General features: G+C 40.6%; 10 protein-coding genes. 5 read left to right on the top strand and 5 right to left on the bottom strand.

All coding sequences use genetic code 11. From position 1 onward, the window contains the following. Nucleotides 1-13 precede the first annotated feature (13 nt). Both VK159_RS20890 and VK159_RS20885 read left to right on the top strand, forming a co-directional pair. Nucleotides 14-2,971, top strand: a complete 2,958-nt coding sequence (locus VK159_RS20890) for an alpha/beta hydrolase family protein (RefSeq protein WP_324232116.1) — start codon at nt 14-16, stop codon at nt 2,969-2,971. A gap of 80 nt (nt 2,972-3,051) precedes the next feature. Further along, complete coding sequence (locus tag VK159_RS20885; RefSeq protein ID WP_324232115.1) at nt 3,052-4,347, top strand: hypothetical protein; 1,296 nt, start codon at nt 3,052-3,054, stop codon at nt 4,345-4,347. On the opposite strand, the gene VK159_RS20880 is transcribed toward VK159_RS20885, so the two are convergent. Next, entirely contained in the window at nt 4,310-5,023 is a 714-nt protein-coding gene (locus VK159_RS20880) for a hypothetical protein (RefSeq protein WP_324232114.1), read from the bottom strand. The genes VK159_RS20885 and VK159_RS20880 overlap by 38 nt on opposite strands. Before the next feature lie 72 nt (nt 5,024-5,095). On the opposite strand from VK159_RS20880, the gene VK159_RS20875 reads away from it, so the two are divergent. Beyond that, a complete protein-coding gene (locus tag VK159_RS20875) occupies nt 5,096-5,611 on the top strand; it encodes a phosphoglycerate mutase family protein (protein ID WP_324232113.1) in 516 nt (171 codons plus the stop codon). Between the two features lie 55 nt (nt 5,612-5,666). On the opposite strand, the gene VK159_RS20870 is transcribed toward VK159_RS20875, so the two are convergent. The 4 genes from VK159_RS20870 to VK159_RS20855 all read right to left on the bottom strand — a co-directional run bounded on the left by VK159_RS20870 (nt 5,667) and on the right by VK159_RS20855 (nt 9,323). Next, a complete protein-coding gene (locus VK159_RS20870) occupies nt 5,667-7,016 on the bottom strand; it encodes a dihydrolipoamide acetyltransferase family protein (protein ID WP_324232112.1) in 1,350 nt (449 codons plus the stop codon). Nucleotides 7,017-7,180: 164 nt separating this feature from the next. Beyond that, a complete protein-coding gene (locus VK159_RS20865) occupies nt 7,181-8,446 on the bottom strand; it encodes a CinA family nicotinamide mononucleotide deamidase-related protein (protein ID WP_324232111.1) in 1,266 nt (421 codons plus the stop codon). 22 nt (nt 8,447-8,468) lie between these two features. Continuing rightward, a complete protein-coding gene (locus tag VK159_RS20860; RefSeq protein WP_324232110.1) occupies nt 8,469-8,879 on the bottom strand; it encodes a thioesterase family protein in 411 nt (136 codons plus the stop codon). A gap of 33 nt (nt 8,880-8,912) precedes the next feature. Continuing rightward, the gene (locus VK159_RS20855) at nt 8,913-9,323 is read right to left on the bottom strand and encodes a DoxX family protein (RefSeq protein WP_324232109.1); all 411 of its coding nucleotides are present in this window, start codon (nt 9,321-9,323) and stop codon (nt 8,913-8,915) included. Between the two features lie 201 nt (nt 9,324-9,524). Here VK159_RS20855 and VK159_RS20850 point away from each other — a divergent pair, with 201 nt between their 5' ends. Together VK159_RS20850 and VK159_RS20845 are read left to right on the top strand one after the other, a co-directional pair. Further along, entirely contained in the window at nt 9,525-12,584 is a 3,060-nt protein-coding gene (locus tag VK159_RS20850) for a tetratricopeptide repeat protein (protein ID WP_324232108.1), read from the top strand. A 56-nt stretch (nt 12,585-12,640) separates the two neighbouring features. Next, entirely contained in the window at nt 12,641-14,269 is a 1,629-nt protein-coding gene (locus VK159_RS20845; RefSeq protein WP_324232107.1) for a hypothetical protein, read from the top strand. Nucleotides 14,270-14,271: the final 2 nt, after the last annotated feature.

Here is a 14,271-nt window from a genome sequence, read left to right as displayed (position 1 = left end):
AAAACTACTGCACATGAGAAATTTCGTTTTCTGTTTTCTGCTTTCAGTTCCGCTGTTAAGCATTGCCCAATCCAAAAGGCCTCTCGACCATTCGGTGTACGACCGCTGGCAAAGTGTACAAAGCGCCCAGATCAGCGATGATGGTAAATGGGTCGTGTACATGGTTAATCCTCAGGAAGGCGATGGTGATATGGTGATTCAATCAACCGATGGTAATTATAAAAAGACTGTTGCCCGTGGTTACAGTTCCATTATTACCAACGACAGTCGTTTTGTGATCTTCAAGATCCGACCGCTTTATAAAGACACACGTGATGCAAGAATTAAAAAGAAGCGTCCGGATGAAATGCCAAAGGATAGTTTAGCGATTGTTGAATTGGGAAAGGACAGTGTGTGGAAAGTAGCCCGTGTAAAAACATTTAAAACCCCTGAGAAGGGAAATGGCTGGGTGGCTTATCATATGGATAAAGCTTTACCTGAACCGCCAAAGCCTGCGGCAAAACCAGACTCACTCACACAAATCAATAAAATGGTTTCAATGGCTGATTCATTGATGCGTGTAGCTGATAGTATAAAGAACAAAGCAAATGAAGCAAAAACCAAAGGCTTAGCTGTTTTGCAACCTGCAAAAGGCGGACCAAGGCCGGCAGCAAGACCTGCTGCCGATCCTGTTGAGGAAGGTACTGAACTGATTGTGCGAAATACACAAACAGGCGAAGAGAAAAAGTTTAAACTTGTTAACGAATATTATTTCAGTGAGAACGGAAATACATTGATCATCGAAACAAGTAAAAAGAATGGTGATACGTTAAGTAAGGCCGCTATTCTTTGGATGAATACTGCTACCGGAAAAGTAGATACGGTATTGCAAGGGTTTAATGATGCAAAGAATTACGCACTGGATGTGGCCGGCTCACAGCTCGCATTTGTTGCAGAGCGTGACAGTGTAAGCAAAGCATTACGTAAGTTTTATAAACTCTGGTATTTCAAACCCGGCATGGACAGCGCCCGTTTGCGTGTTGATCGCTCAACAGCTTCTGTAAAAACAGGCATGACTGTTAGTCCTGATTACGTAAACAAATTCAGCAAGAAAGGTGATCGCTTGTTCTTTGGATTGGCACCCATTCGCCAACCAAAAGATACCAACCTTGTTGAGTTTGAAACTGCACGACTGGACATTTGGCATTATAATGATCCTGAACTTCAGCCACAACAATTATTGCAGGTTAACAACGAGCTACGCCGCAGTTACTTAACTGTATTGCATGGTGATGCTTCGGCCGTTACTCCATTGGCGAATGAAACATTGGAACGTGTTGTTACAACAGATGAAGATGATGCAGATGTGGCAATTGGTTACGACAGCAAACCTTACCGCAAGCAAAATCAATGGGAGCAGCACAACTATAACGATCTGTATCTGGTCAATGTGAAAAATGGTGAACGAAAACTGATTGGTAAAAAGATCCGTAGCGGTGGTATTTCACCCAAAGGGAAATTTGTGATGTGGTTCGATTGGAAAACTCATCAGTACATGTCTTATGAAGTAGCAACCGGTAAAACTATTGTTGCGACAAAAGATATTAAAGTGCCTTTATTTGATGAAGATGATGACCATCCGGACGATCCTCCGCCACATGGTGTGATGGGCTGGCATGAAAATGATGCAGCATTGTATGTATATGATAAGTTTGATATCTGGAAAATTGACCCGACAGGAAAAGAAAAACCTGTTTCTATCACCAATGGTATTGGTCGTAAAAAACAATTGACATTCCGTTACAGCGAACTTGATCGTGAAGAGCGATTTGTAAAAGATGGTCAAACATTACTGCTTGGCGTATTTGATAATAAAGAGAAAGGATACGGCTTAACGACCCATAAGCTCGGTAGCAATTTTGTGCTCAACGAGTCAATAGCGGTAACAAATCCTGCAGTGATCAACAGTGGCAACGTATTGAAAGGAAAGAATAGTGACGTGTTGGTTTATACAGCCATGACGCCGCAAATGAGTGCAAGCCTTTTTTCAACAACATTAAGTGCGGCGCAGGATCACAAAGCATCCAAGCAGTTAAGTTCTGTTAATGAGCAGCAGAAAGATTACAATTGGTACACCGTTGAATTACATAAATGGAAAATGTTTGATGGTAAAGAATCAGAAGGGTTATTATTCAAACCTGAAAATTTCGATCCCAACAAAAAATATCCGGTGATCTTTTATTTCTATGAGCGTAATTCTGATACTCGTTATGCTTACCGTACACCGGCTCCAAGTGCATCAACAATAAACATTGCTTATTTCACAAGCAATGGTTATCTCGTATTTGATCCAAACATTTATTACAAAGATGGAGAGCCGGGAGAAAGTGCTTACAACTCTGTTGTGAGTGCCGGAAAGTATCTCAGCAAAATGAAATTTGTTGATAGTACAAAAATGGCGATACAGGGACAAAGCTGGGGAGGCTACCAGGTTGCATATCTTGTAACACGCACAAAAATGTTTGCAGCAGCAGGAGCAGGTGCGCCTGTAGCCAATATGTTCAGTGCTTACGGTGGTATCCGCTGGGGTGCAGGTATCAGCAGGCAGTTCCAATACGAGCGTTCTCAAACACGTTTGGGTGCAACGCCATGGCAACGCCCTGATCTTTACACGAAAAACTCACCTTTATTTAAAGCAGACAAAGTAACAACACCATTGTTGTTGATGCATAACGATAAAGATGGTGCTGTGCCTTGGTACCAGAGTATTGAGTTCTTTACAGCATTACGTCGATTAGATAAGAAAGCTTGGTTCCTGCAATACAACGATGAAGATCATAACCTTGTTGAACGCAGAAACAGGAAAGATCTTTCTGTTCGTCTGAGCCAGTTCTTTGATCATTACCTGAAAGGAGCACCAATGCCTAAGTGGATGAAAGAAGGTGTGCCTGCAGCAGAAAAAGGAATTGATTGGGGATTTAAGATAGAATAAACTTAAAATGTTTAGAAAAGCCGGGCAATTGTCCCGGCTTTTCTTTTATCTTGACTGCGTAAAATAATACAGGAACTATAATGAAGAGAGTTAAACTCAAAAAAACTAATTCAATTGTTTTACTTGCCGGTTTAATCATTTTAGAAATATCGTTTACAACAATTCTAAGAAATACGTGGCTTTCACCATCAGCCAATGGGATCGTATTATTTCTTTTATCTCTGTTAATTGGTTTTTTTCCTTTTATATTTCCAGGCGATGGAAAAAGTGTAAATGATAAACTGATAAAAACGAATCTGTCAAAATATTTCTGGCTCTTTTTAATAGGGTTAAATTTTCTTTTTTGGGTACGCTATATTCACCTTTACCCCGTACGGGTTCAGGAATCTGATATTATTCCTACTATCGAATTGCTCGTAAAGCGTCAGCAGGCAGGCATTTTCCCGTATATGATTATTTCAGAATGGGGATATGATTTACAACCTACCTATCTGCCATTTACGTGGATGCCCTTTCATCTGACTGAATTTATGATGATCGATTACCGTTACCTGGTTTTTGCAAGTTGGCTTCTATTGTGTTACTATTTATATCGAAAGTTTATTGTGGGTAACAGAACCACTTACGGTCAGTTAATTTTATTGCTTCTGTTCCAGGCCGTGTTTTGGCTTTTTCTTTTTTACGGCGACCTGACATTTGTAAGAACAGTTGAGCTAATGATTGTAACCTATTATTGTTTCTTCCTTTTTTCTCTTGAAAGCAAAAACACATGGCTTATTGCTTTATCTCTGCTTATTTGTTTGCTTTCAAGATATTCTCTTGCAGTGTGGGTACCTTTCTTTTTTCTGCTTTCAATTAAAGATTCAGGTATGAGGCAAACCATGAAATGGGTAACCGTTGTTTTAGCTGGTATTCTGCTGATATATATTATTCCCTTTCTTTCAGTTGATTTTAGCATTTTCTTAAGGGGAATAAAGGCTTATGCTTCAGCAGCTGCAGGCGAATGGAGGGGGCAGTCATGGCAGGCAGCTACTGAAAAACCTTTTCAATTATTCAGGGGTACCGGACTGGCAGCTTATTTTTATGATCATTCAGAAGGATCTGTGGAACAAAAAATTGGATTGTACAAAAATATTCACCTGGTCTCAATCATTCTGGTTACAGCTTTGCTGTGCGGATGGTATTTTATAGCCGGCAGGAAACAGAAGTTTTATATGCCGCTGATTGCGTCGGCAAGTTTAAAAATCTACTTTTCCTTTTTCTATGGATTTATTATGACACCGTATGTTTATCTTTTCATTGTGCCTGTCATAACTTCATTACTAGTACTGTATTATTTTATGCAGCAGTCAGGAATTTCACAAAACTCCGCTTAGCAATTGGAAGAAATGTTTCTTCCACGGGGTAAGAGAGATTTGTTTCAATACTATACACAGCCGGGTTAGGCAATTCCGTTTTATTACGGATGAGTTCACCTTTTATATTCTCGTAGGTGTTTACAATATTACTGATCCACGAATCAACGAAGTTTGTTTTGAGCGTACGGTATTGTTCATCATGACGTTCAAAAAAACTGAGACGGTATTGATACACTTTTGTCTGCTTTGCATTGGTGTTGCGTAAAAACAAATAACCTTCTCTTGTATCAAGTGGAATGATACCGATAGGAGAAATAGAAATACTTTGTTCCACCATTTCATAGATTTCCGTGCCGTTGGAAATGGTTGTCTTCATTGTAGCAATAGAATAATGCATGATGGTTTCCAGTTCCTGCATCAGTTCATCGTCTTCAATCATTTGTTCATACAGCAACTGCAGTTTTTCAATTTGTATGCCTGTCAGTTTTTTGGGGAACTGTTCCTGCAGGTATTTTTTATTCTCCCTGAATGCGACAAGGTTGTTGTAGTGAAAGATCACATCGGCGAGTTGCGGATAAAGTTTGGCTTCGTTGAAATACTTGTTTACTTCCTGCAAGTAGGCGAGCAGGGTATATTTCTTCAGTTCAAAATCAATGAAGCCATCGGCAAACCAGGTTTCGGATAAAGTCTTCATACACGAATAGTTTTACTGGGTTTTTGTTTCTTAAATTTACAAAACTCATTTTATAATTTAAAACCTTGTTTCATGCCAGTTTCCTTCAAGAAGACTTTATCATCAATTTTAACGATTAGTTTCCTGTTACTTCTCTTATCATCCTGCAGTCGCAACACCTATTATATTGTGCGTCATGCTGAAAAAGCAACTGCTAATGCAAATATGAGCAGCGATGTGCCATTGAGTGCAGAAGGTGAACAACGGGCACAAAACCTGAAAACGTTGTTGCAGGACAAATCATTTGCAGCCATTTTTTCAACACCTTATATACGCACGCAGTCAACAGCTAAACCATTGAGTGAAGCAAAGGGTGTATCAATTCAATTATATTCACCAAGAGATACAGTTGATAAATTTATTGACCGTGTAAAAGCAATTCAGAAAGGAGATGTATTACTCGTTGGCCATTCAAATACAGTGGATGACCTCGTAAATAAAATGATTGGGCAATCACTCTTAACTGATCTTGCAGAAACAGAATACGACAACTTGTTTGTTATAAAACGAAAAGGGAAGAAGTACAGCTTTGAACGCAAAAAATATTAAACACAAAAAATCCCGGTTCAACTGAACCGGGATTTTGCTTTATACATTGATCTGTTTACAAATCTCTATCTGGATTAAAATTCTGGAGTTCGTTAGCTACTGCAGTTAAGAAGGTTGCACCTAAGCTGCCATCAATAATACGATGATCGTAACTCATACTTAAATACATCATGTGGCGGATAGCAATACTATCACCATGTGGTGTTTCAATCACCACCGGTCTTTTCTTGATAGCGCCAACGGCTAACACTGCAACCTGTGGTTGGTTAATGATAGGAGTACCCATTAAGCTGCCGAAAGTTCCAACATTGGTTAACGTGAATGTGCCACCTGTTGTGTCATCAGCTTTCAGTTTACCGTTACGGGCAGAATCTGCGAGATTGTTTACCTGCTTTGTCAAACCAACAAGATTCAACTGATCCGCATTCTTGATCACCGGTACAATTAAGTTGCCGCTTGGTAAAGCAGTAGCCATACCAATGTTGATGTCCTTCTTTACAATAATCCGGTCGCCATCAACTGAACTGTTGATGAGCGGATATTTTTTAATACACTTTACAATTGCTTCAATGAACAAAGGAGTAAACGTGATCTTAGTTCCTTCACGTTTTTCAAATTCTTTCTTCATCTTATCACGCCACTGTACCAGGTTGGTTACATCAGTCTCAGTAAAGCTGGTTACATGCGGGCTGGTTTGTTTGCTTTTCACCATGTGATCAGCAATTAACTTACGCATACGATCCATTTCAATGATCTCAACATTGCCGCTGTAAACAGTTGGCGCCATTGATGGAGAAGGGGCGGGTTGTTGTTGTGCAGGTTGTTCAACTCTGTTCATTGGCACTACCAATACATCTTCTTTTGGTGCAGCTTGGGGAGTGTAACTTGTACCTCCGCCTTTTCTTGTACTTACATACTGAAGAATATCTTTCTTAGTAACACGATTATCGTTACCTGTGCCCGGGATTTTTTCCAGTTCAGCCATGCCAATTCCTTCCTGCGCAGCAATATTCAACACAAGAGGAGAGTAAAAACGAATACCATTAGTCGGTGCACTTACTTTAGCACCGGCAGGTTGGTAAGGAATTGCTTCTTCCACAAATTCCGCAACCGATTCAACAACCGGAGCAGTTGCAACAGGTGCTGCAACAATAGTATCAGCAGCGCTGGTTGCAATACGTGCAATCACAGCGCCAATCGGCACTACATCATTTTCGCTGAATAACACTTCACTTAATACACCTTCGGCAGTACTGGGTACTTCACTGTCAACTTTATCAGTTGCAATGTCAAGTACGGTCTCATCCATTTTAATATTGTCGCCCGGTTTTTTATGCCAACGCAAAATGGTTGCTTCCATAATACTTTCACCGAGCTTAGGCATTACTAAATCAACTAAAGCCATAATAATTTGATGTTTTTATTTTTTGTTGACCAGCAACAGATATTCTGCTCTTCACCGGTTGCGTCGCACTCATGTACAACTCTGCTTACTTCAGCAAACTGAAATCAGCTCCGGTAACCTGGACAAACAATCGTTAATAGGCGTCAAAGGTAAGGATTGGAGACTTATTTATCCGTCTCTCCCTCAATAAACTGGAAGAGCATCAGCAAAGCATTTGTTGCCGTTAATTCTATATTTTTTAACCGATCAAACCGAAAGTGTAATCTTTTTGCGATCATCTTCTGTCTTGAACCAACAGCAACCCATACAGTACCAACGGGTTTGTCTGTAGTGCCACCGCCTGGCCCCATAATACCGCTTGTGGCAATACCATAATCAGCAGTTGTTTTTTGCAAAAGGCCGGTCAGCATTTCGGTAACCGTTTCTTCACTCACAGCTCCTTTTGTTTCAAGGGTTGAATGCTGAACGCCCAGCACATCTTCTTTTACATCATATGCATAGGCAACCACCGTTCCTTTAAAGTATTCTGATGAACCTGGAATGGCCGTAATAAGATGAGCAATATAACCACCGCTGCAACTTTCGGCTGTTGCCATTGTTTTTTTCTTGCTCAGCAACAATTGTCCTAATGCTTGCTCAAGCGGCAGATCTTCAGCAACGATCAACCATTCCTTTACCTGATCCTGCAGTTCAGCAAAGAGGCGGTCAAGTTGTTCATCCAGCTGGTCTTTATTTGTACCGGTGGCGGTTAAGCGCAAACGAACCATTCCATAATTGGGCAAGTAAGCAAGTTTAATATCTGCAGGAAGCCTTTCTTCCCATGCACTGATCTTTTCTGCAATAAATGATTCGCCCACACCGGCAGTAAGTAATGTACGGTGAAGGATAAACGGCATTTTGTATTCCCGTTTCAAAAGAGGCAGAACTTCATCCGTCATAATGCCTTTCATTTCATGCGGCACACCCGGCATTGAAATATAAATACAGTTGCCTTTTCGGAATAACATGCCCGGCGCTGTGCCACGTTTGTTCATAAGCACAGTACAAACATCTGGTACTTCGGCCTGCTTCATATTTCTGTCAATGATGGGACGATTAAGCCGCCGGAAAATATTAGTTACATGCTCCAGCACCATTTCATCCACCACCATCTTGCCGCCAAAATAATCGCAGAGTAATGGCTTGGTGATATCATCAGCCGTTGGACCAAGTCCTCCCGTAATCAAAATAATTTGTACTGATTCGCTTTCTTCATCCAATGCCTGCCAGATATCTTCCCTGGTATCGCCAACAGCTACACGACGTTTCACCCATACGCCAATTTTATTTAACTCCTGTGCCATCCATGCACTGTTGGTATCAATGGTTTGGCCGATCAGTAGTTCATCTCCAATGGTAATGATGGAGGCAAAGATTGCGTGTTGCTGCATGGAGAAAATTTGAGAAGCTAAGTTAGTTGAAATATGGCAGGAGATGATTTGCTAGTGCTGCAGGCATCAGACTTCTGGCCATTGTTTTTGCATCCAAAAAATACAATACAACACGGCCAATGGTTAATAGTTTACCTTCTTCATTATACACCTCATGATGAAACTCAATCCTGTGACCGGTGGGCAATTCACGCAACTGCGTTTTGATCGTCAGCAGATCATCATACTTTGCAGGTCGCAAAAACTTGGTATGCAGTTCAACAATAGGCATCACAATTCCCATCTCTTCTATTTCCTTGTACGTAATACCCATTTCACGGATTGCTTCAGCTCTTGCCACTTCAAAATACTGGGCATAGTTACCATGATACACCACATTCATTTGGTCTGTTTCTGAATATCGAACCCGTATATTGGTTTCACTATTGAACATGTTGCTTTAATTATCAGCAAGGAATCATTGCTATTATTTATTGATGACACCATCAACACTTACCCGGCCAGGTCCGCATAACAATAAGGCAAAATATCCACTCAGAAAAAGTGCGGAAAGTTCTCCCTTGTCAAACAGATCGCCGCTGCCAGCAACAAAAAAGGCATAGCCCATTGCTATTATAAGTGGTATAACGGTAAAGCGTGTAAACAATCCAATGGCAATAAAAATGGAACAGAAAAATTCTGCAAACACCACCAATGCCAACGTGGTTGTACTGCCAATGCCAAGGAAATCGACAAACTGATCTTTCTTGTCGCTGAAGTTTACAAGCTTGCCATATCCATGGTTAATACACATGCTTAAACCTAAAACAAGGCGTAATACTAAGAAGGAAATGTTAAAAGCTGTTGCTGAATACTTAATAGATAAGAGTTTCTTCATGTGTCCGTTGTAGTTTTAGCCGCAATGAAAAATGGACATATCATTGCAGTTCGTTTCAAGAATATTGATTCCAGGTTGCGAAATTAACGGAACATCAACTTTTATCCACAAAAATCTGGAATGGTGTTTGAAAGGAAAAGGACAATTTACCTTTAGCCCGACTGACGGACTTTAAGAGACAGGTTAAAATATTTACCAACGATGAACGTTTACCCGGCAATGAACAACCGCATTACTTACATTCTTTCGTTCCTGCTCTTGTGCTTTTCTGTGCAAGTGAATGCGCAGGTAACAGCAATTAATAACGATCCCAACGCAAAGTTCAAACAGGCACAGGAATACCTCCTCACAGATCAGTACAGCCTTGCTATGCCACTGTTGCGGGAATTGAAACAGGAAGTACAAAGCTCCACCATCCTCAATGCCGGCATACAGGTGCAGGAAATTGATTACTATCTTTTGGCTTGTGGCTTACAACAAAACGATGAACGTGCTGTGCAGCCCAGCCGTGAATTTATTACCGTGGTGCATAATATGCCACGCACACAGCAACTGAGTTTTCATTTGGCGAATTACTACTTCCGCAAGCAATTGTTTACAGATGCATTGGAATTTTATGAAAAAGCAGAGATTGCCAGTTTGAATAATGAACAGATATCTGAATCGAAATTCAGAATGGGGTATAGCTATTTTCATTTGAAACGTTACGGACAGGCCAAGCCTTTGTTCAATACAATTCGTCAAATGCCAACTGATAAGCATTACCTCGACGCAAATTATTTTTATGGTTTTCTTGCTTACAATGATAAACAATACAACGAAGCGCTGGGAAGTTTCGAAAAAGTGAAAGACCATCCTGAGTATGGCAAGATCGTTCCGTTCTATATTGCTTCTATTTATTATTTCCGTGGAGAAAAAGATAAGGCGATCAAAATTGCAGAAGAAGCAGTGAAGCGTCCGAATATATTGTATGACCTTGAGATGAAACAGCTGCTTGGTCATGCTTATTTTGAAAAGAAAGATTACAAACGTGCACTTCCGTTATTGGAAGAATATGTAAACAAAGCGGATAAAGTAACACGACAGGATCTGTACGAACTCAGCTACAGCTATTATCAGAATAATCAACTTACAAAAGCGATTGATGGTTTTAAGCAGTTAAGTGGCAGTGAAGATTCGCTTAGCCAAAGTGCGATGTATATGCTGGGCGATGCATACTTAAAAACTAATCAAAAAGAAAATGCAAGGAATGCATTTGCATTCTGTGCTGCAAACAATAGTAATCAGCAACAGCGTGAAGTGTCCTTATTCAATTATGCTAAGCTTTCGTACGAGTTGGGATACCAGGGTGTGGCCATCAGCGAATTCAAGCGCTTCCTGAATGAATATCCCCGCAGCACTTATAGTAATGAAGCAAAAGAACTGTTGGTTGGATTGCTTACAGGCACTAGTAACTATAAAGATGCAATCTCATTAATGGAATCGTTGGTTGACCCTTCGGAATCAACGAGGAAATTATATCCACGTATGTTGTACGGTCGTGCTGCTGAATTGATCAATGATGGTCAGTTGAACAAAGCAGATGAACTGCTCGATAAAATTTTAAAAGACAAATACAATGCGCCTGTACTTCCATTAACTAATTACTGGAAAGGAGAGATAGCTTACCGTAATGATCGTTTGGATGATGCCATTCGGTATTATGATAAATTCCTGCAAAGCGGAACACCGGGTATGGGTGAAGCAACCGTGAAAGAAGCAAATTACAATATGGGTTATTGCTACCTGCGCAAAGAAAACTTTTTAGTTGCACAGGGATTTTTTCAAAAAGCAGTTGGTCGTGTAGCACTTAACTCCGCACCAATTGATCAGGATGCGCATATCCGTTTGGCTGATTGTTATTTTATGCAGAAGAGTTACACCACTGCATTAAGTATGTATCAAAAAGCAATTGATTATTCATGGCCCAATGCAGATTATGCCCTGTATCAAAAAGCCATGCTTGCAGGTATTAACAACAGCAAAGGAAAGATCGATCAGATGAGCACCCTGCAACGCTTATATCCACGCAGCAACCTGGTGCCTGATGCAAACATGGAAATTGCAAAGACCTACATGGCCGATGAAAAATTCCAGGCTGCTATTCCTTTCCTCAACAATGTGATCAATGCCCCACAGAATACAGGCTACAAGCAAACGGCATTATTACAATTGGCAGTGTGTTACAGTAACCTCAACAAAAACCAGGAAGCACTAGACAACTACAAAAAACTTTTACAGCAATATCCAAACAGCGAAGAAGCCGCTTTTGCACTGGAAAACATCCGTGCTATTTATGTGGAGACTGGACGACCACAGGAATACGAAGCCTTCATTCGTTCAACAGGAAGAAATGTTTCTGCAAGTGAAGCTGATTCATTGGCTTATGCTGCAGTTGAAGTGAAATTGGAAAACAACGATTGTACAGGTGCTGTTGAACAGATCAACAGTTATCTCGCACGTTTCCCAAATGGTGCTAATGCATTGAACGCTCATTACAACCGTAGTGAATGTTTTATCCTGCGTAAAGACTGGAAGAGCGCATTACCCGGCTATGAATATGTGGCCAAGCAGGGTAACAGCCAGTTTGCAGAGAAGAGTGCGTTGATTGCAGCTCGTTCTTATTATTTCGAATTGCAGGATTATGCGAAGGCACAACCTTACTATGAAATACTGCGTACCGTTGCTACGACAGATGAAAGCAGGCTTGAAGCATTACGTGGATTATTGCGTTGCCATTATCAACTGAAAGAATACAAACAAGCTGCTGATGTGGCGAAAGATCTGCTGATCGCTAAAGGTGCAGGGAATGATGATAAAGCATTGTCGAATCTTGTTACGGGGCGTAATCATCAGTTGAATAATACATATGATCTCGCTATTCAATCGTACCGTGCTGTGGTGAATCTTAACAAAGGAGAGTGGGCGGCAGAAGCGAGATATGAAATTGCTAAATGTCAATTCGATTTGAACAGCCTCACCAATGCTGAAAAAGCAGCGTTTGAAATGATCAATAAAAGTGGTTCGTATGATTTCTGGGTAACCAAATCATACATATTGCTGGGTGATATTTATCTGAAACAAAAAGATTACTTCAATGCAAAAGCAACTTACCAGAGTGTTGTAGATAATGCCACTAACCTGCAATTAAAACAGGAAGCACAGACAAAACTGCAACAGGTTACTGAAGAAGAAAAAAGGAATTCGAAGATTGAAGGATAATGCTGAGTACGAAGTTAGATGTACGAGGTACGATTGAACAACGAACAAATAAGAACATGCGCAGAATCACGATATTCACATTGATATTTAGCAGCATCGGTATGTATGCTGTTGCTCAGGATACAACAAAGAAACAATCTGTTGAAATTGTATCGGCATTTAAACCTGTGTTGAAAAATGCAGTGAAACTGAATTTTAATGCCACGCCACCTGCTCCTGAAACTGGAGCACCTAACCTTGCATACAATATTCCTGTTCAGAATTTATACTTTAACCTGCAACCGGTGGGGTTAAAACCAATGGCGTTGCAAATTGATTCTGCTGGTCAGGCGCATAACAGTAACTATATTAAAGTGGGCTACGGCAACTACAACACTCCGTTAGTAGATGCAGGATTTACATTGGGCGATGGAAAGAAAACAAACTTTACCTTATTTGCCAATCATCTTTCGCAAAGAGGTAAGCTTCGTGTACAACGTTTCAGCAATACATCTTTTGCAGCCAACATCAATACAGTTGTTAAGAATGTGGAAGTGTATGGCAAGGCAGGGTATCAAAATCAAACCTTCTTTTTGTATGGCCCCGATCCCGTATTTGCCAATTCGAAAGAAGATTCATTGAAGAAGCCTTATCAAACCATCAACATCCGTGCAGGTGTACGCAATGCATTTGTAAACCGATTCGGCATCAGTTATAATCCTGATCTTAACATTAATGTTTTCAGCGATACACGTTCAACCGAAACAAACGGCGTACTTGATCTTCCTGTAGAAGTAAGATTTGGCAACAGCTTTGGTTTGCTGGTGCGTGGAAATTTTGATCTTACAACGTTTACACCAACAGGCGAGGAAACTTACACAAATAATGTGTTTTTCCTGAATGCAGCAGCCATGCTCAAAACATCAAGGTTGTTTATTAAAGGAGGTATACGCCCAACATGGGATCAGGGTAAACTGAATGTATTGCCCGATGTACTTGTTGACATTCATCTCCAGGAAAAGAAAATCATCCTTACGGGCGGTTGGACTGGTTATGTGCAGAAGAATACTTACCAGACGTTGGCATCCAAAAATCCATGGATCAATCAACCATTATCTCAATTCAATACCCGCATCACAGAACTGTATGGTGGTTTCAAAGGAACACTTGCTAATTCATTTAATTACCGTGTGCAAACAGGTTTTTTGGAATACCTGAGTATTCCATTGTTTAGTAATCATGTTCGGCCGGGATTATTTGAAGTATTGCGTGAAGGAAAACTGCAGGCATTGCATACGCAGGGTGAGGTCGGTTTTGTTTTGCAGGATCAGTTTAATGCCAGCGCTAAAATGGATATTTATAATTTCCTCAACCAGCAGGACGAGAAAAGACCCTGGCATTTTGTGCCCATTGAATTAAGTGCGGCACTTCGCTGGCAGCCGAGTAAAAAGATCATGGTGAAGACAGATCTGCTTTCATGGCAGGGAGCGGTGTACCGGAAAGATATGGGTGGAAGCAGCGAACGCCTCCGTGGCGTATTTGATCTGAATGCCGGGATGGAATTTAAAGTGCATCCGCTGATCAGTGTGTGGGGGCAATTCAATAATATCTTCAACAATACCTACCAACGATGGAATAATTACCAGGTGGTTGGATTTAATCTACTTGCGGGAATAAGACTTACTTTTGACCAAAAGCAACAGTAAGG

Source organism: Lacibacter sp. (assembly GCF_035299325.1).
Classification (GTDB): Bacteria; Bacteroidota; Bacteroidia; order Chitinophagales; family Chitinophagaceae; genus Lacibacter.
Note: the sequence above shows the minus strand (reverse complement) of the source record. Positions and strands in the feature narration are given on the sequence as shown.